This window comes from Bordetella genomosp. 6 (assembly GCF_002119705.1).
Lineage (GTDB): Bacteria > Pseudomonadota > Gammaproteobacteria > Burkholderiales > Burkholderiaceae_B > Bordetella > Bordetella bronchiseptica_F.
In genome coordinates this window covers 4,517,518-4,540,257 of the sequence record NZ_CP021107.1, presented here as the reverse complement: position 1 = coordinate 4,540,257, position 22,740 = coordinate 4,517,518, and the positions used below count along the sequence as shown (strand labels likewise).

The window sequence follows — 22,740 nt, the reverse complement described above, 5'->3', positions numbered from 1 at the left end:
ACGCTCATGCAGGACAACCTCCAGTTGCTGTTCACGGCGCTGCAGATCAGCTCGGTTTACATCCTTTTTTCGCTCGGGCTGACGATCATCTTCGGCGTGCTCAAGGTCGTGAACTTCGCTCACGGCCAGTTCTTCACCTTTTCGGCACTGGTGTTGTCGCTGGGGCTTTCCTGGCTGGCCCCGCATGTGGGTAATCCCTTCGTGGTCTACCTGCTCGCGGGCCTGGCCGGACTGGCGGCCTGCCTGCTGTTCGGCCTGGTGCTCTACCAGTTCGGCTTCAAGCGGCTGGAGCGCGACATGATCGGCTCCTTCATCCTGTCGGCGGGCCTGGTGCTGTTCTTCGAGGGCCTCATGCTCGAGATCTTCGGCGGAGCGGTGCGTCCCGTTCCCGCGCTGATCGACGGCAACGTCGACCTGCTGGGCCTGTCGGTCTCGAAACAGCGCCTGGTGCTGTTCGTGTTTGCCGTGGCGCTGACGACCCTCATCATCGCGCTGCTCAGAAGCACCAAGTTCGGCAAGGCGCTGCGCGCCGTGGCCATCGACCACGAGGCGGCGATGCTGCAGGGTATCGCCTACCGCAAGATCGCGCTCTATGGTTTCCTGATCGCGACCGGCGTGGCGGCCATCGCCGGCATGCTGATCGCGCCGGTGGCGGCGGTCACGCCCACGCTGGGCGATTCGTACCTGGTCAAGGGGTTCATCGCCGTGGTGGTGGGCGGGATGGGCAGCATTGTCGGAGCCATCTTCGGCAGTCTGCTTATCGCGCTTCTGGAATCATTCATCGGGTTTTACTTCGACCCTTCGGCGGCCAACCTGACCATCTTCGTCATCGTGATGCTGGTACTGCTGATCAAGCCCAAGGGGTTCTTCGGCAATGACTAAAAGCAAAGACCTCGTATTCATCCTGCTCATCGCCGCGGCGCTGGTCGGCTGCATCGCCCTGGGCAGCGGCTATATCGGCAACCTGGTAGTGTGGATGAGCGTCGCCGCCGTCATGGCGACCAGCCTGCGCTTCGTGCTGCTGATCGGCGAGCTGAATTTCGCCACGGCGGCGTTCTTCGGTATAGGCGCGTACTGCACCGGCTATATCGTCAATTTCCTGGATCTGCCGTTCTTCCTGACCCTGGCGCTGAGCGCGCTGCTCGCGCTGGCGGTGAGCGTGGTGTTCGGCTGCATCACGCTCAAGGTGAAGGGGCCGTACTTCCTGCTGATCGGCTTCGCGTTCACCGAGGCCTTGCGGATTCTGTACACCCGCACCGACGTGCTGGGCGGAAACTCGGGCCTGGTGGGCATTTTTCCGCCGATCTGGCTCGAAGCGCACTACCACTATTTCGCGACGGTGCTGTGCTTCGTGCTGATCCTGGCATTGCTGTTCGTGGAACGCTCGAACCTGGGCAAGGTATTCGTCGCCATCCGCGACAACGAGAACGTGGTGCGCAGCCTGGGCATTCCGGTATTCATGACCAAGGTGCTGTGCTTTGCCGTCGCGTCGGCGGTGGCCGGCCTGGCCGGCTCGGTGCACGCCTACGCGAGCAACGTCATTAGTCCGCTGGACTTCGGCTTCATGCTCTCCACCTTCGCGCTGGCCTACCTCAAGGTGGGCGGCGAGGACAGCCCGCTGGGGCCCGTCATCGGGGCCGTGCTGCTCGTGGGCATCGCCAGCTATGCGCAGACCCTTGGAGGCAACGAGCATATTCTCTACGGCCTGGCCATCATCGTGTCGGTGCTGTTCATGCCCAAGGGCCTGATGGGCCTGTTCAAGAGTCGCTGAGAGGACCGCATGCAGACAGGATCAATGCTGCTCACGGGGCAGAATCTTTCCAAGCAGTTCAAGGGCCTGCTGGCGGTGTCCGGCGTCGACATCCGGATCGCGCAGGGGGAGATCGTCGGCCTGATCGGCCCCAACGGGGCGGGAAAGAGCACGACGTTCAACCTGCTTTCTGGCTTTCTCAAGCCCACTTCGGGCAGCCTGGAGATCGCCGGCGCCGACATGTCGAAGGCCAAGCCGGAACGCATCAGCAAGCAGGGCCTGGTGCGCACCTTCCAGCACGGCAGCTACCTGCCGTCCATGTCCGTGCGCGACAACGTGCTCATCGGCTGCCTGGGCGGCCGGCGCACCGGCCGCGTGGCGGCAAGCGAGCAGGAGCAGGTCATCGCGCAGGCGATTGCGCTGTTCGGCCTGGCCGGCCACGAGAACGACATCGCCCGCAACCTGCCGCACGGCCTGCAGCGCCTGGTGAGCATGGCCATGGCATTCGCGGCGCGGCCGTCCCTGCTGTGCCTGGACGAGCCGCTGACCGGGTTGAACCAGACCGAGGTGGCCGAGACGCTCGGTGTCTACCGGCGGCTCAAGTCCGAGTACGCCATGTCGATTCTGCTGGTCGAGCACAATATGCGCGCGGTGATGAATATCTGCGATCGAATCTACGTCCTGCACCATGGGGAAATCATCTTCAGCGGCACGCCGGACGAGGTGAAGGCCAGCGAGACGGTGCTCAAGGCTTACCTGGGGGAAGCGCATGGCCTCTGAAAATACGTTGACGGTGCGCAAGCTGTCGGTCAGCTACGGGACCGTTCCCGCCATCATCGATGTGGACCTGGAGGTCACGGGCGGCACCATCGTCAGCCTGATCGGCGCCAACGGCGCCGGCAAGTCGACGCTGATCAAGGCCATCACTGGGCTGGTCAAGGTGGCCGGGGGCGAGATCCACTATGGCGGCAAGCCGCTGGCCAACCGCGAGCCCAATGTGATTCTCGGGCATGGCGTGGCGCTGGTGCCCGAGGGCCGGCGGCTGTTCGGCAGCATGACGGTGCGCGAGAACCTCGAGATGGGCGCCTACCGGATCGACGACGCGCGCAGGAAGGCCGAGCTGCTGGCGACCTGCCTGCATTACTTTCCCGACCTCGAGGCCAAGCTGCCCAGCCCGGCGAACTCGCTGTCCGGCGGGCAGCAGCAGATGGTGGCGGTCGCCCGCGCGCTGATGAGCGCGCCCAGCATGCTGTTGCTGGACGAGCCCACGATCGGCCTGGCGCCGGCCTTCGTCAATGTCATCAGCAAAGTGGTGCGCGACATCAACCAGCAGGGCGTGACCGTATTGCTGGTGGAGCAGAACGCCGAGGTCGCGTTGCGCGTGAGCGACTACAGCTACGTGCTGGAGTCGGGGACGGTCGTCAAGCACGGCCCCGCCGAGGTGTTCCTCAACGACCCGGATATCAAGAAGGCATATCTGGGCCTTTGAGGCCTGGCCGCGGCTCAGGTGATGGACCGGGCCGCGAGGTGGCCCTCGCGGATCGCGGGCTGGATGTCGCGCGCCGACAGGGCGTCGCCCACGATATGCAGCTGCGGCACGCGCCCGCGCAGCGCTTCCCAGACGTCGTTCTGCGACTGCCGGTAGCCGGCCAGCACGACCGTGTCGGCGGCGACGGTCTCGGTCCGCTCGCCATACAGGGAGCGTATCCGCGCGCTGCCGCGATCGATCGATACCAGCGCCGACTGCGTCACGATGCGGAAATTGCCCGCCTTGTAGAAGCGCTGCAGGGCCGCCTGCGTGCGCCCTGTGCCTTCGACGGCGGGAGCGAACATCTGGTGGCGCGTCACATAGGTGACCTCGGCGCCGGCCTCGATCAGCGCTTCGCAGCAGCCTATGGCTTCGTAATGCCCGACGTCGTCGAACACCAGCGCGGTCTTGCCGAAATCGCCGCGGCTTTCCATGCTCAGCTCGAACGAGGTCAGCACGCGCGCCTCCGGCGCGATGGCCAGCGACGCGGCCGGGTCGGCCGTCTGGCGGAATTCGCCGGCGTCGGCGGGTTGCGAGCCGGTCGCGACGATGACGACGTCGGGCTGTTCGGCCAGGACTTCGTCGGCTTCCACGTAGGTCGCAAGCCGCACGTCCACGCCAAGGCGATAGATCTCGCTTTCCAGCCAGATGGCGATGTCGCCGATCAGGTGCAGCTTGGGCAGGTGCCTGGCGTAGTTGAGCAGGCCGCCCAGGTCCGAGGTGGCCTCTATCAGGGTGACGCGATGGCCCATGAGCCGGGCCACCCGCGCGGCCTCCATGCCGGCCACGCCGCCGCCGACGACCACGACCTTGCGAGGCTGCGCGGCCGCGACGATGCGGTCCTCGGCCAGCCGGTGCTCGTCGCCGACCACGGCGTTCACCGCGCAGCGCATGCGGCCGGTGAACACGCCGCCGATACAGCCCTGGTTGCAGCTGATGCAGGGGCGCACTTCGGTGCCCCGGCCGTCACGGGCCTTGGCCACCAGCATTGGGTCCGCGATCATGCCGCGCACGATGCTGATCATCTCGGCATGGCCTTCCTTGAGGGCCTGCTCGGCATCGTCCAGCGTAGCGTAGCGGCCCACGATGATGCGCGGCACGGTGAGGCCCTCGCTGACGCGGTCGCTGGCGGGCAACTGGTAGCCGACCGGGCGGTCCATGCCGGCATAGCGCTCGACGTGGAAGTAGTAGTCGCCATGCGTGATGTTCACGAAGTCGATCAGGCCTTCGGCCTGGGCGCGCAAGGCGATGGCGTTGACGTCGTCGGTGGAGAGGATGCGGGCGTCGGTGCTGCCGCCGATGCGCACGCCCACGGCGAAATCGGGCGAGGTCGCCTTGCGGATGGCGCGCAGCGTTTCCAGCAGCGCCCGGATGCGGTTGTCGAAGCTGCCGCCGTAGGCGTCGTCGCGCCGGTTGAGCACCGGCGAGAAGAACTGCGAAAACAGGTAGCCGGCGCCGGCCAGCACTTCCACGCCATCCAGGCCGGCCGCCTGCATGCGGGCCGCCGCCTTGCCGTAGGCCTCGACCAGTTCGCCGATCTGTTCTGTCGTCATCGGGATCGGCGGCGCTACCGAGTAGCGCCCGGGCAGCGCGCCGACCGCCCAGGGCAGGCCGCCGTCGGCGGCCGGGTCGGTGTAGCCGCCGTGCCAGAGCTGCGTGAACAGTTTCATGCCGGTGGGCGCGATCGCGTCGGCCAGGCGGCGCATGGGGGCGATCGCGCCGTCGTCGGCGGCGGTCAGGGAGAACGTGGACGAAGGGTGGACCGACGTGCTTTCGAGAATGGAAAGCCCGGCGCCGCCCTTGGCCCGTTCCAGGTGGTAGGCGATCAGATCGTCATTGACGTAGCCCTGGGCCAGCCGGGTGGCGTGCGCGGTGCGCACGATCCGGTTGGGAATCTCGACGCCGCCGATGCGCAGCGGCGAGAAAATGCGTCGATACGTGCTCATGCCACGGATCGCTTGGACGAAATGCCGCCGTCTATGGTCACGATGGTTCCGCTGGTATAGGCCGAACGCGGCGACGCCAGGTAGACGAACAGGTCGGCGACCTCCGCGACGGTGGCGGTGCGGCCCAGCGGATAGCCGGCCAGCAGTTCGTCCGAGCGCTGTTCGTCGCCCAGCAGCCGGGCGGCGTGGCTGCGCAGGACCTTGGCGATGCGCTCGGTGGCCACCGGTCCGGGGTTGACGCCGATGACCCGGATGCCGTCTTCCAGGCTGCGGCCGCCCAGGGCGCAGGTAAACGCCATCAGCGCGGCATTGCCGGTCGAGCCGGCGATGTAGTTGAAGTCGGGGTTCTGGCCGCCGTTGCCGATGTTGTTGAGGATGACGCCGTGGCCGCGGGCCTTCATGCGCGGGTAGATTGCCCGCGCCAGATCGATGTAGCCGAACACTTTCAGTTCCCAGCCCTGGCGCCAGGCCTGCGCGTCCACGTCCCACAGGTCGCCGCCGGGAATGGCGCCGGCGTTGTTCACCAGCACGTCGACATCGCCCGCGAAGGCGGCAACCTTGTCGACCGCGCCCGGTTGCGTCATGTCCAGCGCCAGTACGTCCACCTGCACGCCGTGGCGGGCGCGCAAGTCTTCCGCGAGCGCCTGCAGCTTGTCGGCCGAACGGGCGGTCAGCGCGAGGTGGCAGCCTTCGGCCGCGAAGGCTTGCGCCAGGCCGGCGCCGATGCCCTGCGAGGCGCCGGTGATCAGTACGCGTTGCCCTGCGATTTTCATGTCCATGTCTTTCTCCCTGGTATCCGGGGATTAGATCGGCGGCGCGGACGATTATCAATGTACGCGCGCCTTGTGTTCCGTACTTCGGGAGACGGCCGCAAGCGCCATGCGGCGCCTTTCGCATCGGGCGTGGTGCTGATGTACGGAACAAGCCGTCGCCGCCGGTTGCCGCGGCCCAGGCCGGTGGCAATATTCGCAGCCAGACCGACGGCAAGCTGCCAGGCCGGTATTGGCCAGGGGCGGCATGCGAAGTCGGCGCCCTTTCCACCTATCGGAGACAGACTCGATGATCAACCGCCGTTTCTTCTGCCTGGCCATCGCCAGCGTGGCCTTGCCCATCTGGGCGCATGCCGCTTCCTATCCCGACCAGCCCGTGCGCGTCATTGTCAGCAATGCGCCGGGTACGGGCACCGATATCACGGCCCGCTTCCTGGCCCACCAGGCCGCCGCGAAGCTGGGCCAGCCGGCGGTGGTCGAGAACAAGGCCGGCGCGGGCGGCGTGCTGGCCACCGATTTCGTGGCCAGGACCGAACCGGACGGCTACACCGTCCTGTTTTCCACCGGCGCGCACTTCATGCTGCCCGCGATCTACAGCAAGCTGAACTTCGACGCGAAAGCGGATTTCATACCAGTGGGCGTGTTTGCTCAGTCGCCCATGGTGGTTTTCGTGCCGGCGGACTCGCCTTTCCGGACCGTCGAGGATCTGCTCGCGGCGGCCAGGAAGGCGCCGGACACCATCAGCTATTCCTCGCCGGGCGTGGGCACCTCGTCGCACCTGGCCGCGGTGATGATGTTCAACCAGGCCAAGGTGGAGTTGCGCCACATTCCGTACAAGTCGGCCTCGCAGGCGGCGATGGAGGTGGCGTCTGGCCAGGCCCAGGTCGGCATCAATGGCACGGGCGTGACGATCCCCTTGCTGCAGGCGGGGAAAATCCGCATCCTTGCGGTAACCAGCCTCAAGCGCTCGGCATCCCTGCCTGAGGTTCCGACGCTGGACGAATCCGGCCTGAAGGGCTACGACTTCGTCGCGCCCATTCTCGCGCTGGTGCGCGCGGGCACGCCCGAACCCATCGTGCAAACCCTGGGCGATGCGTTCACGGCGGCGGCGGCGCAGCCGGAATTCAAGGAATTGTGCTTGAAGCAGGGGCTGGACGTGGCCATCCAGGGGCCCGCCGAACTCAAGGTTTCGGCCCCGGGGGAGTTCGACAAGGCCAAACGCCTGTCCGAACTGGCAGGCGTGCAGGCCCGCTGAATAGGGAAACAATGGAAAAGCGTCTCTCGATCGATCGTTTGCAGGGCCTGCTGAGAGCGGGCGACACGTTGTGGTGGGGACAGGCCACCGCCGAACCGCTCACGCTGACGCGGGCAGTCGCCCAGCATCGCCATGTCCTGGCCCATGGCGGGCGGCTGAAAGTGTTCGTCGGCATAGGCGCGTCCGATACGCTGCATCCCGGCCTGGCCGACGTGATCGACTTCTTCGGCTACACGGCTAGCGGTTCGCACCGCCAGCTGGCCCTGGCGGGCGTGCTGGACATCGTGCCCAGTCATTACTCGCAGTTGCCAGCGCTGATTCGCGCCGGTGTCCTGCCCGCCGACGTGGTGTTGCTGCAGGTGTCGCCGCCGGACGAAGACGGCCGCTACAGCCTGGGCCTGGTGCATGAGTACCTGACCGCCGCGCTGGATCGCGCGCGAGTGGTGATCGCCGAGGTCAACCCCGAGATTCCCTGGACCCACGGCAGCGTGTATCTGCGTGCCGGCGACTTCGATCTGCTGGTGGAGGCGGAGCACCCGCCGCTGGATGCCGCCAGCGCCGCGCCTGGCCCGGTGGAACAGGCGATCGCGGGCCATATCGCGGCCCACGTGCAGGACGGCTCGACCTTGCAGGTGGGCATCGGCAAGCTGCCCGAGGCGGTCCTGTCGGCGCTGCAGGACCGGCGCGACCTGGGCTTGCACACCGGGGCGGCCGGCGACGGCATCGTGGCGCTGGCCGAGGCCGGCGTGCTGACCAACGCCCGCAAGGGCCGCGACGAAGGCGTGGGCATCGCGGGGGTGCTGACCGGCGGGGCGCGCTTGCGCAAGTGGGCGCATCGAAACCCGCGGCTCATGCTGCGGGGCACCGACTACACGCACGATCCGCAGGTGCTGGCCAGCTTGAACCAGCTGGTCGCCATCAACTCGGCCGTCGAGGTGGACCTGACCGGACAGGTCAACGCCGAGGTCGCGGGCGGGGTCTACGTCGGCGCCCTGGGCGGCGCGGTGGACTTCCTGCGCGGCGCCGCGCGCAGCAAGGGCGGCGTTCCCATCGTGGCCCTGCCGGCCACGGCCAAGGGCGCCACGCGCATCGTGGCGCAGCTGTCGGGGCCGGTGAGCACGCCGCGCTGCGATGCGGGCCTGATCGTCACCGAGCACGGCGTGGCCGACTTGCGTGGACTGCCCTTGTCGCGCCGGGTGCGGCGCATGCTGGATATCGCGGCGCCCGAGCACCGCGCCGAGCTGGAGCGCCAGGCGCACGAGGCCCTGGCCCGGTGCGGCGCCGCTTTCGCATGAGCGGCCGGCGCCCATGGCAAGCGAGGTGAGTCCAGCGATGAGCGAACGCATCCATGAGTTGCTGGACCGCTGGCTGGTCGAGGCGCCGCAGCGCGCCTTCATCCACCTGCCGGACCGGACCCTGAGCTACGCCGACCTGGGTGGCATGGCCGGGCGGCTGGAGCGCGAGCTGCGCGCCGATGGCGTGCGCGTGGGCGACCGCGTGCTGGTGGTGGCCGAGAACTGCGCCGAGCACGCGGCATTGCTGATGGCGTGCAGCCGCGTGGGGGCCTGGTCCTGTGGCGTCAACGCGCGCATGGCGCAGGGCGAGGTCGAGGCCTTCGCCGCCAAGGCCGGTGCGCGGGTCACCTACTTTACCGCCGGCGTGTCGCAAGCCGCCATGGCCCATGCCTTGCGCCACGACGTGCGGCCCTCGTGCCTCGACGGCCTGGTGCGGTCGGCGGTGCGCGCCGAGGCGGTGGCCGAGACCGGCCCGCTGGCCGAAGAGGTGGCGGCCATCATCTTCACATCGGGCACGACGGGCATGCCCAAGGGCGTGATGATGACCCACCGCGGGGTGCTGCACTTTGCCCGCGTCTCGGCCGAATCGCGTGCGCTGGATGAGCGGGACAAGGTCTACGCCTACGCGCCCATGACCCATATCTTCGGACTGGGTACGGTGTTGCTGGCGTCGCTGCATGCCGGCGCCGCGCTGGAAATGCGTCCGCAGTTCGACCCGGCGGAGCTGTTCGATGCGCTGGCGCACCGGTGCGTGAGCCAGGTGCAGGGCCCGCCGGCGCTGTTTGCGCGGCTGCTCCAGTATTGCGCCGAGCATGGCATCGAGCGGCCCGAGGCGCCTCGGCTGCGTTATCTGTACGCAGGCGCCGGACCGCTGGACATGGCGCTCAAGCAGGAGGTCGAGGCCGTCTTCGGGCAGACCCTGCATCATGGATACGGCCTGTCGGAGTACGCCGGGTCGCTGCATGCCACGCGCCTGGGCGAGTCGCGCGCCGACACCAGTTCCGGCTACGCCTTCGCCGGCGCGCAGCTGTGCATCGTCGACCCGGCCACGGGCCGCCCGCTGCCCGCGGGCGAGCGCGGCGAAATCTGGCTGCGCGGCGTGGGCCTGATGCCTGGGTATTTCCGCGACGCCCAGGCCACGGCGGAGGTGATGCGCGACGGCGGCTGGTACGCCAGCGGCGACCTGGGCGAGCTGCATGCCGATGGGGCGCTGTTCGTCGTGGGCCGCATCAAGGAAATGATCATCCGCTCGGGTTTCAACGTCTATCCCGCCGAAGTCGAACACGTGCTCAACGGCTTCGCGGGCATTCTGCGCTCGGCGGTCGTGGGCCGGAAGGAAGACGACGGCAACGAGGCCGTGATTGCCTTCGTGGTGCAGGATCGCGCCAATCCGCCCGACATGGCGGCCTTGCGGCAGCATCTGCGCACGCAGCTGGCGCCCTACAAGCGGCCCGCGCGCATCATTGCCATCGATGAGCTGCCGGTGAGCGCGAACGGGAAGCTGCAGCGTCGGCGCCTGCTCGAGAAACTGTAGCCCTGGCCGGGCTACAGCTGGCCGTCGAAGTCGGCCAGCAATTCCTGCAGCGCGGCGGCGGTCTGCTTGAGCGCGGGCGCGATGCGTTCGCGTTCGGCCTGCAGATCGAGTTCGACGTCGGCCTTGCCGCAACTCATGGAGATGGGAATGCGCTGGCGGCCCGCCCAGATGGGCATGGCGACGCCGAAGGTGCTGCGCTGGTAGCCGCCCATGACCGCGCACGTGCCCGTGGACGCCAGTTCGTCGAAGGAGGCGTGGATGGAGCGTTCCAGGGCGTCGCCTTCGTCGCCCGCGTGGCGCTTGTATTCGGCGATCAGCTGGCGTTGCTGGTCGCACGGCAGCGCCCACAGGTAGGCGCGTCCTATGGAGGTCGTGCTCATGGGCAATACCGAGCCCACGCCCAGGCGCAGCGTGGCCACCTTGCGGCTGACCCGGTAGCCGATGTAGAGCAGGTCGAGGCCGTCCTGGATGCCCAGCGCGACCGAGACGTCGAGCTGGTCGGCCAGGTTCTGCAGCAGCGGCTGCGCGGCCTGCAGCATTTCGTTGGTATCGAGGTAGGCATGGCCGATGCCGAGGGATCCCGCCGCGAGCTCGAATTCGCGGCGGCCGGGCACCTGGCGCAGGAAGCCGACCTGGAGCAGGGTCGATGTCAGCCGGGATACGGTGGCCTTGGGCAGGCCGGTGCGCCGCACCAGTTCGGCGTTGCTCAGGGGCGTGCGGTCGGAGCGGAAGGCGCGCAGCACTTTGAGGCCGCGCTCCACCGTCATCAGGGCGGCGCTTTCCGAGTCATGCTCGTCGACGGCGTCGGGCAGGGATGTCATGACGTATTCCACACTCGTTGGATTTCCTCGACCATGCGGACCAGCGCCGGCCCCAGCTCGCGCGTGCTGCGGGCCCGGCCGATGCGCGTGGCGGGCCCCATGCAGCTGACGGCCAGGGGCGCCAGGCCGGGCCGGCGGATGGGCGCGGCCACCATGGTCATGGGATGGCCGGACTCGCCCAGGGCCACGCAAAAGCCGTCCTTGCGAACCTGGAGAATGGCCTCGTTGGCGTGCCGGCGCATCGGGTTCCAGCCGCTTTTCGGTTCGGCGGGCGCGTGCGGCCGGGCGCGCAGTAGGTAATCGCGCTCGGCTTCGGGCAGGCAGGCCAGCAAGGCCCAGCCGGCGGCCGAGGACGCCATGCCCAGGCGGGTGCCCACGCCGGGTTGCAGCAAGGCGGGCAGGGCGTCGGTGAGGCAGCTGTCCATGACCACGAGGTCCAGCCGGTCGCGGCAGCTCAGTTGCACGTTGACCTGGTGGTGTTCGGCGAACACGCGCATGAGCTGGTTGGTGGGCCGGTGGATCTCGGCGTCGACCGCCGCGCCATAGCCCAGCGCCAGCACCGACGAGCTGAGACAGAACCGGCGCGTGTCCGGGGCGCAATGCAGGTAGCCGAGCGTGACCAGGGTGCTGGTCATGCGGGTCACGGTGGACGCCGGCAAGCCCGTGCGGGCGACGAACTCGCTGTTGCTCAGCCATTGGTCCCCGGGCGAGAACGACGCCAGGACGGACAGCGCCCTGGCAAACGGCGCGACGGTCGGGCGACGGCTCTGGGCAGCCGGTGAAGGGTCAGGAAATCGGGGAAGCATGCCGTTGGCGAAACACACTTATCAAACTAACATTCATTAGAATAAAGCTGGCGCCGAAAAACGATTAGGGTTTTCCCGCCACCCTGGCCGGGCCGTCCGTGGGGCGGGCGCCCGAAGATGATTATGGCGCGGCCAAGTGGCCGCGGGCCTCGAACAAGGCCTGGGGTCCGGCGTCGCGGAGATGGGGGGCGCGCGCGCGTTCGATGACTTGCTGGTTGCGCCGCCGCACCGGGCCGATCACGCAGCTTTCGTCGGCCTTGATGCCCGGTTCGGCGGCGGCGCGCATCGCCCGGACCGCGATCTTGCCACGGTTCGCGACGAGCATGCTCTTGATGGCGGTAGTCATGGCCTGGTGGTTCGGATCGCCGGTGTCGCGCGGGTTCGGGGCCTACAGCTCGCGCAGCATGTTGCGCGCGATCACGGTCTGCTGGATCTGCGTGGTGCCCTCGTAGATGCGGAACAGGCGCACGTCGCGATAGAAGCGTTCGATGGCGTACTCGCTCATGTAGCCCGCGCCGCCGAAGATCTGCACGGCGCGGTCGGCCACGCGGCCGCACATCTCGGAGGCAAACATCTTGGCGCACGAGGCCTCGGTCGAGTTGGGCAGCTTGTCGTCGCGGCGGCGGGCGGCGTCCAGCACCATGCTGCGGGCCGCGTAGATCTCGGCCTTGCTGTCGGCCAGCATGGCCTGCACCAGCTGGAAGGTGCCGATGGGCTGGCCGAACTGCTTGCGCTCGGCCGCATAGCGCAGCGCCATGTCCAGCATGCGTTCGGCCACGGCCACGCACACGGCCGCGATGTGGATCCGGCCCTTCTCCAGCACCTTCATGGCCGTCTTGAACCCCTGGCCTTCCTTCAGGCCGATCAGGTTGGCGGCGGGCACGCGCACGTTCTCGAAGATCACGTCGCACGTGTGCGCGCCCTTTTGCCCCATCTTTCTGTCGCGCTTGCCGAAGCTGATGCCCGGCGTGCCCGCGTCGACGATGAAGGCCGATACCCCGGCCGCGCCTTTCTCGGCCGGGTTGGTGCGGGCCATGAGCGTGAACATGCCGGCGTGCGGGGCGTTGGTGATGAAGCGCTTGGTGCCGTTGACGACGTAGGCGTCGCCGTCCTTGATGGCCGTGGTGCGCAGGGACGCGGCGTCGGAGCCGGCCTCGGGCTCGGTCAGCGCGAACGACGCCATGATTTCGCCCGTGGCCAGGCGCGGCAGGTATTTCTCCTGTTGCTCGGGCGTACCATCGAACAGAATGCCCTGCGAGCCGATGCCGACCGTGGTGCCCAGCAGCGAGCGGAACGCCGGCGAGGCGCGGCACAGCTCGAACACGACCAGCACTTCCTCTTCCATGGTGAGGTCGAGTCCGCCGAACCGCTCGGGGATGGTCAGGCCGAACAGGCCCATGGCCTTCATGTCGGCGACGATGTCTGCGGGGATTTCGTCGGTTTCGGCCACGAGTTCCTCGTTGGGAATCAGGCGTTCACGCACGAAGCGGGAGATGGTGTCGAGCAGGCCGTTGAGCGTTTCTTGGTCGCGGATCATGTCGGGTAGTGGAAAAAGGGAAGCGATGCGCCGATGCTGCGCCCGGCGCGGGCGCGGGGCAAGCGCTTTGCCATGATTGTTCCGAAAGATGGAATTGGATTGGCGGCCTTCGCGTGGGCGGATTCGGGGGACGCCGCTGCAAGCCCTTGCCAAGGTACGGAACAAAGTGCGGATAGTGGTTGACCGGAGCGGGCGCGGCTTTCATCGTATGCGGCAGTTCCCAGCCTACCTGCCCGCCATGTCCATCGATCCTCGCCATCTGCTTGCCCGCTCTTTCCCGGTCATCGAGCATGCTTATTCGCTGCGCGACACCGCCCTCTACGCCCTGGGCCTGGGGCTGGGCGCCGATCCCATGGACGGCGGCCAGCTGCGCTATGTCTACGAAGGGCAGGACGGCAATTCGCTGCGCGCCATGCCCACCATGGCCAACATCCTGGCCTATCCCGGGTTCTGGGCCCGCGAGAGCGATACCGGGATCACCTGGCAGAAGCTGTTGCACGCGGAGCAGGAAATCCATATCCACGCGCCGTTGCCGGCCAGCGGGCGCGTCACGGGCGCGACGCGCATCACCGGGCTGTGGGACAAAGGGCCAGGCAAGGGCGCCTTCCTGCAGCAGACGCGCGACATCACCGACGCGGCGAGCGGCCAGCTGCTTGCCTCCGTGGTGCAGCTGAGCCTGCTGCGCGGCGACGGCGGCTTCGGGGAGGGCGGCAGCGCGGGCGCGCCGCCGGCCGCCCATGCCATGCCGGAGGGCGCGCCCGATCACGTCTGCGAGCTGGCGACGCCGGCGCAGCTGGCGCTGATCTATCGGCTGAGCGCGGACCTCAACCCCCTGCATGCCGACCCGGCGGTGGCCGCCGCGGCGGGCTTTGCGCGGCCCATCCTGCATGGCATGGCCGTGATGGGGGTGGCCGCCCACGCCGTGCTGCGCACGGTGCTGGACTACGACGATACGCGCTTCCAGGGCATGCGCGTACGGTTCACGGCGCCGGCCTGGCCCGGCGATACGCTGCGCACCGAGATGTGGGTCGATGGCAACACGGTATCGCTGCGCACCACCGCGGTCGAGCGCGATGTGGTGGTGCTGAACAATTCGCGGGTCGAACTGCGCTGAACGAACGATTTCAACAGGAGAGGAAATGGATCTGGGTCTGACTGGCAAAGTAGCCATTGTTACCGGTTCGGCACGCGGCCTGGGCGCCGCCACGGCGCGGCGCTTGGCCGAGGAAGGCGCCAAGGTCGTCATCACCGACATCAACGCCGAACTGGCGCGGGAGACGGCCCGGCGCATGCAGGACGACGGCCTGGCCGCCCATTGCATCATCGGGGATGTGACCAAGGCCGCCGACGTGCAGCGCCTGGTCGAGGAGACGGTGGCGCATTTCGGCGGCGTGCACATCCTGGTGAACAACGCCGGCGCGCCGCGCGACAAGTATCTCGTGAAGATGAGCGAGGACGACTGGGACTTCGTGATGGCGGTCATGCTCAAGGGCGCCTTCCTGGCGGCCAAGGCGGTGATGCCGCATTTCATCGAGCAGGGCTGGGGCCGCGTCATCAACATCAGTTCGCGCGCCCACCTGGGCAATCCGACCCAGGCCAATTATTCGGCCGCCAAGGCCGGCCTGATCGGCCTGGCCAAGGCGCTGTCCAAGGAAGAAGGGCGCTACGGCATCACCTGCAATTGCGTTGCACCGGGCTTCATGGAAACCGAGATGGTCCAGGCCCTGTCGACCTACGAAACCATCAAGGAACAGGCCGTCGCGGCCCAGCCGATCAAGCGCGTGGGCAAGCCCGACGACATCGCCGACGCCGTGGCCTTCCTGGCCAGCGAGCGCGCCGGCTTCATCAGCGGGGAGGTGCTGCACGTGACGGGCGGCCGCTACGGCTGAACGCGCCCTTGCTGCGCGGGCCGGGATAGAAGGCAATAATGTGTGGCGCTTTCCGGACAAGCGCCAGCACCTGGTTTTCCATCAATATGCATAGGTGTTTGAAATGAGACGAGCAGCCATAGTTTCTCCGCTGCGCACGCCCGTGGGGGCATTCGGCGGGGCATTGAAGGCGGTTCCCGTGGAAGAACTGGGTGCCGCCGTGGCGCGCGCCATCGTGCAGCGCACGGGCCTGGACCCGGCCCGCATCGACGACGTGGTGTTCGCCCAGAGCTACGCCAGCGGCGAGACGCCTTGCACCGGGCGCTGGGTGGCCCTGCAGGCGGGCTTTCCGATCGAAGTGGCCGGCATGCAGCTGGACCGCCGCTGCGGCGGCGGCGTGCAGGCCGTGGCCACGGCGGCCATGATGGTGCAGACGGGCGCGGCCGATGTGGTCATGGCCGGCGGCGTCGAGAGCATGAGCAACGTCGAGCACTACACGACGGATATGCGCTGGGGCAAGCGCGCCGGCTCGGTCACGCTGCACGATCGTCTTGACCGGGGGCGCGAGCGCTCGCAGCCCGAGAGCCGCTTCGGCCGCATCAGCGGCATGATCGAGACGGCCGAGACGCTGGCGCGCGAGTACGGCATCAGCCGCGAGCAGGCCGATCTTTTCGCCGCGCGCAGCCACCAGCGGGCGGCCGCGGCGCAGGCGGCGGGTAATTTCGATGCGGAGATCGTTCCGATCCCGGTCGCGCAACGCAAGGGCGAGCCCCTGCTGGTCGGCCAGGACGAAGGCGTGCGCGGCGAGACCAGCGCCGAGAGCCTGGCCAGGCTGCGCACCATCATGAAAGAGGGCGTGGTCACCGCCGGCAATGCGTGCCAGCAGAACGACGCCGCGGCGGCATGCCTGATCGTCGCCGAGGACAAGCTGGAGGAGCTCGGCCTCGAACCCATGGGCTGGCTGGTCGGCTGGGCCGCGGCCGGCTGCGATCCGGCGCGCATGGGCATCGGCCCGGTTCCGGCCGTGAGCAAGGTGCTGGCGCGCACCGGCCTGGGCTTCGACCAGATGGACCTGATCGAGCTGAACGAAGCGTTCGCCTGCCAGGCCCTGGCCTGCGTCAAGGGCTGGGGAAGTTCGATGGACGCGCTGGAGGACCGGCTCAACGTCAACGGTTCGGGCATTTCGCTGGGCCACCCCGTCGGCGCGACCGGCGTGCGCATCATGACCACGCTGTTGCACGAAATGCAGCGGCGCCGGGCCCGCTACGGCCTGGAGACCATGTGCATAGGCGGCGGCCAGGGCATAGCCATGATTGTCGAGCGCGCCTGAGAAGACAAGACGATGCATACCAACGATCCCTCCCATGTCTGGCAGCCGGGCCAGCGCGAACTGCAGAACTCCGGTATCGCGCAGCTGATACGCACCCTGGGCGCCGCTTCGTACGACGACCTCATGCGTCTGTCGGTGGAGGAGCCCGAGCGCTACTGGAACACTGTGATGCGCGAGTGCGCGATCGCGTGGGACAAGCCGCCCACGGGCTATGTGGACCTGGCGCGCGGGCCGCAGTTTCCCAGCTGGTTTCCTGGCGGCAGGCTGAACTGGGTCAATACCATCTACGCCTGGGCCAGGAATCCGGCCACCGCGGGGCAGACCGCCGTGATCGGCGAGCGCGAGGACGGCAGCGTCAGTTCGCTGACCTACCAGGAACTCGAGGCCCGCGTGCGGGACTTCGCGGCCGGCCTGGCGCGGCACGGCGCCAAGCCGGGCGACCGCATCGGCCTGCTGATGGAGAACGGCGTCGACGCCACGGTGTCCCTGCTGGCCATCGTGCACCTTGGCGCCCTGGTCGTGCCGCTGTTCAGCGGTTTCGGCGTCGACGCGATCGTGGCCCGCCTGTCGGCCGCCGAGGCGCGCATGGTGATCGCGTCCACCGGCTTTCAGCGCCGCACCAAGCGCGTGGACGTGCAGGGCGCGCTGCGCGACGCGTGGCGCCAGCTGCCCTTGCTCGAGAACGTGGTCTGGAAGCGCGCCGAAGGCGAGAGCGCCCAGGACGAGCGGGACCTGGACTGGCAGCAGGTGGCCACGGCCGCGCAGGGCCAGGGCGAGGATCCCGTGTCGGTGACGCCCGATACGCCTTTCATGGTGATCTACACGTCGGGCACCACCGGCAAGCCCAAGGGCGTCGTGCACACGCACGGCAGCTTCCCGATCAAGATCGCGCACGATTCGCTGGTGCATTTCGACGTCCATCCGGGCGACGTGTATTGCTGGCCGGCCGACATGGGCTGGATCGCCGGCACGCTGGTGCTGGGCTGCGCCTTGCTGCGCGGCGCCACGCTGGTGTGCTATGACGGCGCGCCGGACTATCCCGACTGGTCGCGCATGTCCAGGGTGGTGGAGCGCCACAAGGTGACGCACTTCGGCTCGGCGCCCACGCTGATCCGCGGCATGGCCAGCAACGAGACGCTGGCGCTGGCGGGCGAGCGCGCCACGGTGCGCGTGCTGATCACGGCGGGCGAGGGCATCGCGCCCGAGCATTTCATCTGGTTCCAGCAGCGCTTCGGCGACGGCTCGGCGCCGCTGGTCAATTACACCGGGGGCACCGAGGTGTCCGGCGCGCTGCTGTCGAGCGTGCCGATCCGGCCGATCCCGCCCAGCGGCTTCAATACCATTTCTCCGGGCGTGGCCGTCGACGTCGTCGATCCCGCAGGCAACAGCGTGACCGGCGAGGTCGGCGAACTGGCGGTGCGCGCGCCCTTCGTGGGGATGACGCAATCGTTCTGGCACGACGACGCGCGCTATCTCGAAACCTACTGGCAGGCCATCCCGGGCATCTGGGTGCATGGCGACCTGGCCCTGCGCACCCCCGAAGGCAATTTCTTCATGATGGGGCGTTCGGACGACACGCTGAAGGTCGCCGGCAAGCGCCTGGGCCCGGCCGAGGTGGAGGAGGTCGTCCTGGAGCTGCATGACGTGGCCGAGGCGGCCGCCATCGGGGTGGCCGACGCGGCCAAGGGCCAGAAGCTGGTGGTGTTCATCGTGCCCAGGCCGGGCGTCAGCGTTCCGGAAGACGCGCTGCAGGCCGCCGTGATCGGCCACGTGGACAAGCGCCTGGGCCGCCCGTTCCGGCCCGGCCGGGTGCACGTGGTGAGCCAGCTGCCCAAGACGCGCAGTTCCAAGATCATGCGGCGCGTCATCCGCAGCGTGTATTGCGGACAGCCGCCGGGGGATCTTTCTTCGTTGGACAACCCGGCCGCGCTCGACGAAGTGCGCGCGGCCGCGGCCTGAGGCCGCGCTGGCGATGAGCTCCGGCCCCCCCGCCGCCCGCAAACCCGGCGTTGTGCAGCCCGCGTTGCTCAACATGTCCGCCTGGCTGCGCCCCGAGCCGGGCCTGACGGTGGTGACGCCGCTGGTCCGCGCGCTGGTGCTGATCTCGGCGTTCTCGCCGCAGGAGCGCTGGCTGGGCAATGGCCAGCTCGCGCAGCGCACGGGGTTGCCGCCTTCGACGGTGTCGCGCATCGCCCAGTCGCTCGTGCACCTGGGCTACCTGCTGCACGACGAGGCGGAGCGCAAGTACCGGCTCGCGCCGGCGGTGCTGGGCCTGGGCTATGCGGCCATTGCCCATTCGGCCATCCAGGGGCTGGCGGGCGAGCGCATGGCGGCCTTCGCGCGGCAGCACAAGGTGCATGTGTGCCTGGCCGCGCGCGACCGGCTGGACCTGGTCGTGCTCGAGTGCCGGCGCAGCCTGGAGTCTCCGGTGGCGCTGCCGCTGCACGTGGGCATGCGGGTGGGCATCGCGCAGTCCCCGATGGGCTGGTCGATGCTCGCCGCCTTGCCCGAGCTGGAGCGCTGCTATCTGCTGGACAACGTGGAGCGGCGCATGGCCCGCGACTGGAGCCGCCTGCGGCGGCGCGTCTGGGAGGGCATGGCGCAGGTCGGCGAAACCGGATACTGCACGTCCATCGGCGAATGGGACCCCGAACTGGGGGCCCTGGCCACGCCGGTGCTGCTCGAAGGAAGCTCCCCATTCGTATTGGCTTGCATCGGCACGAGCCAGACCATGACCCGGGCGCGCGTGGCGCGCGAACTCGGGCCGCGCCTGCTCGCGATGCGGGAAGCCCTGCAAACCGAATTCAACGTCATCGGGCACTGAGCCCAGTGCGGCGCGCATGCGCCGGAATCACGGAAAACGAGAAACAGTTCATGAAGGTACTCGAAGGCATCAAGGTGCTTGATTTTGGCCGTTTCATCGCCGGCCCCTACTGCGCGGCCCTGCTGGCCGACTACGGCGCCGACGTCATCAGGATAGACCGCGTGGAGGGCGGCGAGGACCGCTATATCGTGCCCGTCACCGAAGGCGGCGAGGGCGCCATGTTCCTGCAGCTCAACCGCAACAAGCGCTCGATGACGCTGGACCTGGACAGCCCGCAGGGGCGCGAGATCGTGCGCAAGCTGGTGGCCGGCGCCGATGTGGTCATCGCCAACATGCCGCCGCGCACGCTGAAAAGCCTGGGGCTGGATTACGGCACGCTCAGCGGCATCAACCCCGGGATCATCCTGGTGGCTTCCAACGCGTTCGGCGATGCCGAGGCGGTGCGCGACCGGGTGGGCTTCGACGGCGTGGGGCAGGCGCTGAGCGGCGCCGTGTACATGGCCGGCACGCCGGACCAGCCGCAGAAGGCCATGGTGCCGGTGGTGGACTTCGCCACCTCGTTCGCCTGCGCGCTGGGCACCATGCTGGCCCTGTACGAGCGCAAGCGCAGCGGCAAGGGCCAGGAGGTCAGCGCCTCGCTGCTGTGCACGGGCCTGAACATGGCCAGCGGCGCGCTGATCGAAGAGGCCCTGCTGGGGCTGGACCGCCAGGCCACGCTCAACCGGGCTTCCGGCTATGCGCCGTCCGATATCTTCAAGGCCCGCGACGGCTGGTTCATCACCCAGGTCATCGGCCAGGCCATGTTCAAGCGCTGGACGCGGCTGGTGGAGCGCCCCGAATTGTTCGAGGACGCCCGGTTCGCCGACGACAGGCTGCGCGGCGAGCATGGCGAGGTCCTGAGCGCCATCATGAGCGACTGGTGCGGGGACAAGACCCTGGACGAGGCGCTTGCCCTGCTGGAGCAGGCGCGAATTCCGGCCGGCCGGGTCAATTCGCCGCGCCAGGCGCTGGAGGACGAGACGGTCAGGGCGGCCAACCTCATCCAATGGATGGACTACCCCGGCGCGCCCGGGAAGGTGCCCATCTTCAGCACGCCGGTTTCGCTGTCGCGCACCCCGCCCGCCATCGAGCGGCGCGCGCCGCTCAACGGCGAGCATACCGACGCGATACTGGCCGACCTGGGCGTCGACCCGCACGCCATCGCCGACCTGCGGCGGCGGCGGGTCATATAGGCGCCGCGGACATCGCGATGCGCCTAACCCAGCCAGCGGGCGTCCGGCCAGCGCCGTTCATCGAGCGTGGCCTTGACGCAATCGATCAGCACGCCGACCACGCACCGCACCGGCGTGGTGGCCTGCCGGCTGCTGGCCGCGCCGAGCACGATGGTTCGCTTCAGCCCGCCGCCGGCCAGCGGCGCCGCGCTGAGCCGGCCGCCTTCCACGTCGGGCGCGACGCTCGCCGCCGGCAGTATGGTCCAGCCATGGCCTTGCGTCACCAGGTCTTTCTGGACGCTCAATGCGTTGGTTTCGGCGAAGATCCGCAGCGTCACGCCCGCCTCGGCGGCCGCATGCTCGATGACGGCGCGCAGCCCCTGGGGCGCGGCGGGCAGGATGAAGGGGTGGCGGCTGATGCGTTCGAGCGATTGCGCGCGCGTGCGCGCCAGCCGGGCCGATGGCGGGGCCACGACCCAGAGGTTTTCCTCCAGCAGGGCCTTGACGTGCAGGGCCGGGATGTCCTTTTTTCCGTACAGCAGGGCCGCGTCCAGGTCGCCGGCCTCCAGCCACTCCCGCAGGTGGCCCGCGTAGCCTATCGTCAGCCGCAGGCGGATCTGCGGATAGCGCCGCGCCGCTTCGGCGGCGATCCGCGTGGCCAGCAGGTCCGACGTGCTGGCCAGCAGGCCGATGCTGACGATGCCGGCCACCGGCCCCTCGGTGGGCTGGATCTCGGCCTTGGCGCGCGCCACCTCGCCAAGGATGCGGCGCGCGTATTCCAGCATGGTCTTGCCGTTGGGGGTCAGCCGCATGCCGTGGCGGCCGCGGTCGAACAGCTCGGTTCCCAGATCCTGCTCCAGCAGGCGCAGCTGGCGCGAGACGGCGGGTTGCACCAGGTTGAGCAGGCCGGAAGCGCGGGTGACGTTGCCGGTTTCCGCCACGGTGACGAACGCGCGCAGTTGCTTGATGTCCATGGCCTTCCAATGCAAAAAATTGATGCTTCGATCAGGAAATTCTATTTTTTTTAAGATCGATCAAATAATACTATTGTTATTGCATATCTCACTATTCTCTGGAGACACCTACCGTGAGCGCACTTTCTGCCCCCGACCAGTATCAGGAAATCCGCGATGCGGTGCGTAGCCTGTGCAAGCAGTTCCCGCCCGAGTACCACCGGCAGATCGACGAGAAGCGCGGCTATCCCGAGGAGTTCGTCAATGCCCTGACCAAGGCCGGCTGGCTGGCCGCGCTGATCCCGCAGGAATACGACGGTCCGGGGCTTTCGATGGCCGAGGCCTCGGTCATCATGGAGGAGATCAACCGCAGCGGCGGCAACTCGGGCGCCTGCCATGGCCAGATGTACGTGATGAACACCATCGTGTTCAGCGGCACCGAGGAGCAGAAGCGCAAGTACCTGCCGCGGATCGCCTCGGGCGAGCTGCGCGTGCAGTCCATGGGGGTGACCGAGCCGACCACCGGCAGCGACACCACCAAGCTGAAGACCACCGCCGTGAAGAAGGACGGCCGGTGGGTGGTCAACGGCCAGAAGGTCTGGATCAGCCGGGTGCAGCACAGCGACCTGCTGATCCTGCTGGCGCGCACCACGCCCGTGGAGCAGGTGCAAAAGCGCAGCGACGGCCTGTCGTGCTTCATCATCGAACTGGACAAGGCCATCGGCAACGGCCTGACCGTGCGACCCATCCTCAACATGGTCAATCACGAGACCAACGAGCTGTTCTTCGACAACCTGGAGCTGCCCGAGGATGCGCTGCTGGGCACCGAGGGCAAGGGCCTGAAGGTGATCTTCGAAGGCCTGAACGCCGAGCGCACGCTGATCGCCGCCGAGTGCATCGGCGACGGCTACTGGTTCCTCGAGAAGGCGCGCGACTACGCCAACGAGCGCAAGGTGTTCGGCCGGCCGATCGGCCAGAACCAGGGTATCCAGTTTCCCCTGGCCGAATGCTTCATCGAACTGGAGGCCGCCAACCTGATGCGCTGGCAGGCGTGCAGCAAGATCGACGCGCGCCAGAACGCCGGGGTGGAGGCGAACATGGCCAAGTACCTGGCGGCCAAGGCCAGCTGGGAGGCCGCCAACGCCTGCCTGCAGACGCATGGCGGCTTCGGCTTTGCCTGCGAATACGACGTGGAGCGGAAATTCCGCGAGACCCGTCTCTACCAGGTGGCGCCGATTTCCACCAACATGATTCTGGGGTATGTGGCCGAGCACGTGCTGCAGCTGCCCCGCTCCTACTGATTCCGAAGGAT

21 protein-coding genes are annotated in these 22,740 nt (G+C 68.1%); 14 read left to right on the top strand and 7 right to left on the bottom strand.

Features of this window, described 5'->3' with window-relative positions; all coding sequences use genetic code 11:
• The first annotated feature begins 6 nt into the window (after positions 1-6).
• From CAL11_RS21345 to CAL11_RS21330, 4 genes are read left to right on the top strand one after another with little or no spacing between them, the layout of a single operon-like run.
• A complete protein-coding gene (locus CAL11_RS21345) occupies positions 7-882 on the top strand; it encodes a branched-chain amino acid ABC transporter permease (RefSeq protein WP_086094178.1) in 876 nt (291 codons plus the stop codon).
• Positions 875-1,771 (top strand): branched-chain amino acid ABC transporter permease, encoded by an 897-nt coding sequence (locus tag CAL11_RS21340; RefSeq protein WP_033462855.1) that lies wholly within the window; start codon positions 875-877, stop codon positions 1,769-1,771. Before CAL11_RS21345 ends, CAL11_RS21340 begins: the two co-directional genes overlap by 8 nt.
• A 9-nt stretch (positions 1,772-1,780) precedes the next feature.
• Positions 1,781-2,530 carry an ABC transporter ATP-binding protein gene (locus CAL11_RS21335; protein ID WP_086094177.1) on the top strand — a complete coding sequence of 250 codons (750 nt, stop codon included), beginning with the start codon at positions 1,781-1,783 and terminating at the stop codon, positions 2,528-2,530.
• Positions 2,520-3,239 (top strand): ABC transporter ATP-binding protein, encoded by a 720-nt coding sequence (locus CAL11_RS21330; RefSeq protein ID WP_086094176.1) that lies wholly within the window; start codon positions 2,520-2,522, stop codon positions 3,237-3,239. Before CAL11_RS21335 ends, CAL11_RS21330 begins: the two co-directional genes overlap by 11 nt.
• A gap of 14 nt (positions 3,240-3,253) precedes the next feature.
• On the opposite strand, the gene CAL11_RS21325 is transcribed toward CAL11_RS21330, so the two are convergent.
• Positions 3,254-5,224, bottom strand: coding sequence for an FAD-dependent oxidoreductase (locus CAL11_RS21325; protein WP_086094175.1), 1,971 nt, complete (start codon positions 5,222-5,224; stop codon positions 3,254-3,256).
• Positions 5,221-6,003 (bottom strand): SDR family oxidoreductase, encoded by a 783-nt coding sequence (locus CAL11_RS21320; protein WP_086094174.1) that lies wholly within the window; start codon positions 6,001-6,003, stop codon positions 5,221-5,223. The genes CAL11_RS21325 and CAL11_RS21320 overlap by 4 nt, the downstream gene beginning before the upstream one ends.
• A gap of 280 nt (positions 6,004-6,283) precedes the next feature.
• Here CAL11_RS21320 and CAL11_RS21315 point away from each other — a divergent pair, with 280 nt between their 5' ends.
• From CAL11_RS21315 to CAL11_RS21305, 3 genes are read left to right on the top strand one after another with little or no spacing between them, the layout of a single operon-like run.
• Complete coding sequence (locus tag CAL11_RS21315; RefSeq protein ID WP_086094173.1) at positions 6,284-7,249, top strand: Bug family tripartite tricarboxylate transporter substrate binding protein; 966 nt, start codon at positions 6,284-6,286, stop codon at positions 7,247-7,249.
• A gap of 11 nt (positions 7,250-7,260) precedes the next feature.
• On the top strand, positions 7,261-8,544 hold the full coding sequence (locus tag CAL11_RS21310) for an acetyl-CoA hydrolase/transferase family protein (RefSeq protein WP_086094172.1): 1,284 nt from the start codon (positions 7,261-7,263) through the stop codon (positions 8,542-8,544).
• Positions 8,545-8,557: 13 nt separating this feature from the next.
• On the top strand, positions 8,558-10,078 hold the full coding sequence (locus tag CAL11_RS21305; protein WP_086094171.1) for a class I adenylate-forming enzyme family protein: 1,521 nt from the start codon (positions 8,558-8,560) through the stop codon (positions 10,076-10,078).
• Between the two features lie 11 nt (positions 10,079-10,089).
• On the opposite strand, the gene CAL11_RS21300 is transcribed toward CAL11_RS21305, so the two are convergent.
• The 4 genes from CAL11_RS21300 to CAL11_RS21285 all read right to left on the bottom strand — a co-directional run bounded on the left by CAL11_RS21300 (position 10,090) and on the right by CAL11_RS21285 (position 13,242).
• Positions 10,090-10,899, bottom strand: a complete 810-nt coding sequence (locus CAL11_RS21300; RefSeq protein ID WP_086094170.1) for an IclR family transcriptional regulator — start codon at positions 10,897-10,899, stop codon at positions 10,090-10,092.
• The gene (locus CAL11_RS21295) at positions 10,896-11,705 is read right to left on the bottom strand and encodes an IclR family transcriptional regulator (protein WP_086094653.1); all 810 of its coding nucleotides are present in this window, start codon (positions 11,703-11,705) and stop codon (positions 10,896-10,898) included. Before CAL11_RS21295 ends, CAL11_RS21300 begins: the two co-directional genes overlap by 4 nt.
• Before the next feature lie 121 nt (positions 11,706-11,826).
• The gene (locus tag CAL11_RS21290; RefSeq protein ID WP_086094169.1) at positions 11,827-12,051 is read right to left on the bottom strand and encodes a hypothetical protein; all 225 of its coding nucleotides are present in this window, start codon (positions 12,049-12,051) and stop codon (positions 11,827-11,829) included.
• A 42-nt stretch (positions 12,052-12,093) separates the two neighbouring features.
• Positions 12,094-13,242 carry an acyl-CoA dehydrogenase family protein gene (locus CAL11_RS21285; protein ID WP_033462836.1) on the bottom strand — a complete coding sequence of 383 codons (1,149 nt, stop codon included), beginning with the start codon at positions 13,240-13,242 and terminating at the stop codon, positions 12,094-12,096.
• Positions 13,243-13,480: 238 nt separating this feature from the next.
• Between CAL11_RS21285 and CAL11_RS21280 the strand changes: the two genes are divergently transcribed.
• The 6 genes from CAL11_RS21280 to CAL11_RS21255 all read left to right on the top strand — a co-directional run bounded on the left by CAL11_RS21280 (position 13,481) and on the right by CAL11_RS21255 (position 20,496).
• A complete protein-coding gene (locus CAL11_RS21280) occupies positions 13,481-14,356 on the top strand; it encodes a MaoC/PaaZ C-terminal domain-containing protein (protein WP_033463093.1) in 876 nt (291 codons plus the stop codon).
• Between the two features lie 25 nt (positions 14,357-14,381).
• The gene (locus CAL11_RS21275; protein ID WP_033462835.1) at positions 14,382-15,131 is read left to right on the top strand and encodes an SDR family NAD(P)-dependent oxidoreductase; all 750 of its coding nucleotides are present in this window, start codon (positions 14,382-14,384) and stop codon (positions 15,129-15,131) included.
• 103 nt (positions 15,132-15,234) lie between these two features.
• Complete coding sequence (locus tag CAL11_RS21270) at positions 15,235-16,440, top strand: acetyl-CoA C-acetyltransferase (protein ID WP_086094167.1); 1,206 nt, start codon at positions 15,235-15,237, stop codon at positions 16,438-16,440.
• Between the two features lie 12 nt (positions 16,441-16,452).
• Positions 16,453-18,399 (top strand): AMP-binding protein, encoded by a 1,947-nt coding sequence (locus tag CAL11_RS21265; RefSeq protein ID WP_033462833.1) that lies wholly within the window; start codon positions 16,453-16,455, stop codon positions 18,397-18,399.
• Between the two features lie 13 nt (positions 18,400-18,412).
• Positions 18,413-19,264, top strand: coding sequence for an IclR family transcriptional regulator (locus CAL11_RS21260; protein WP_050458097.1), 852 nt, complete (start codon positions 18,413-18,415; stop codon positions 19,262-19,264).
• Positions 19,265-19,314: 50 nt separating this feature from the next.
• On the top strand, positions 19,315-20,496 hold the full coding sequence (locus tag CAL11_RS21255; protein WP_086094166.1) for a CaiB/BaiF CoA transferase family protein: 1,182 nt from the start codon (positions 19,315-19,317) through the stop codon (positions 20,494-20,496).
• Between the two features lie 23 nt (positions 20,497-20,519).
• On the opposite strand, the gene CAL11_RS21250 is transcribed toward CAL11_RS21255, so the two are convergent.
• The gene (locus CAL11_RS21250) at positions 20,520-21,449 is read right to left on the bottom strand and encodes a LysR family transcriptional regulator (RefSeq protein ID WP_086094165.1); all 930 of its coding nucleotides are present in this window, start codon (positions 21,447-21,449) and stop codon (positions 20,520-20,522) included.
• 113 nt (positions 21,450-21,562) lie between these two features.
• On the opposite strand from CAL11_RS21250, the gene CAL11_RS21245 reads away from it, so the two are divergent.
• Positions 21,563-22,729 carry an acyl-CoA dehydrogenase family protein gene (locus tag CAL11_RS21245; protein ID WP_086094164.1) on the top strand — a complete coding sequence of 389 codons (1,167 nt, stop codon included), beginning with the start codon at positions 21,563-21,565 and terminating at the stop codon, positions 22,727-22,729.
• Positions 22,730-22,740: the final 11 nt, after the last annotated feature.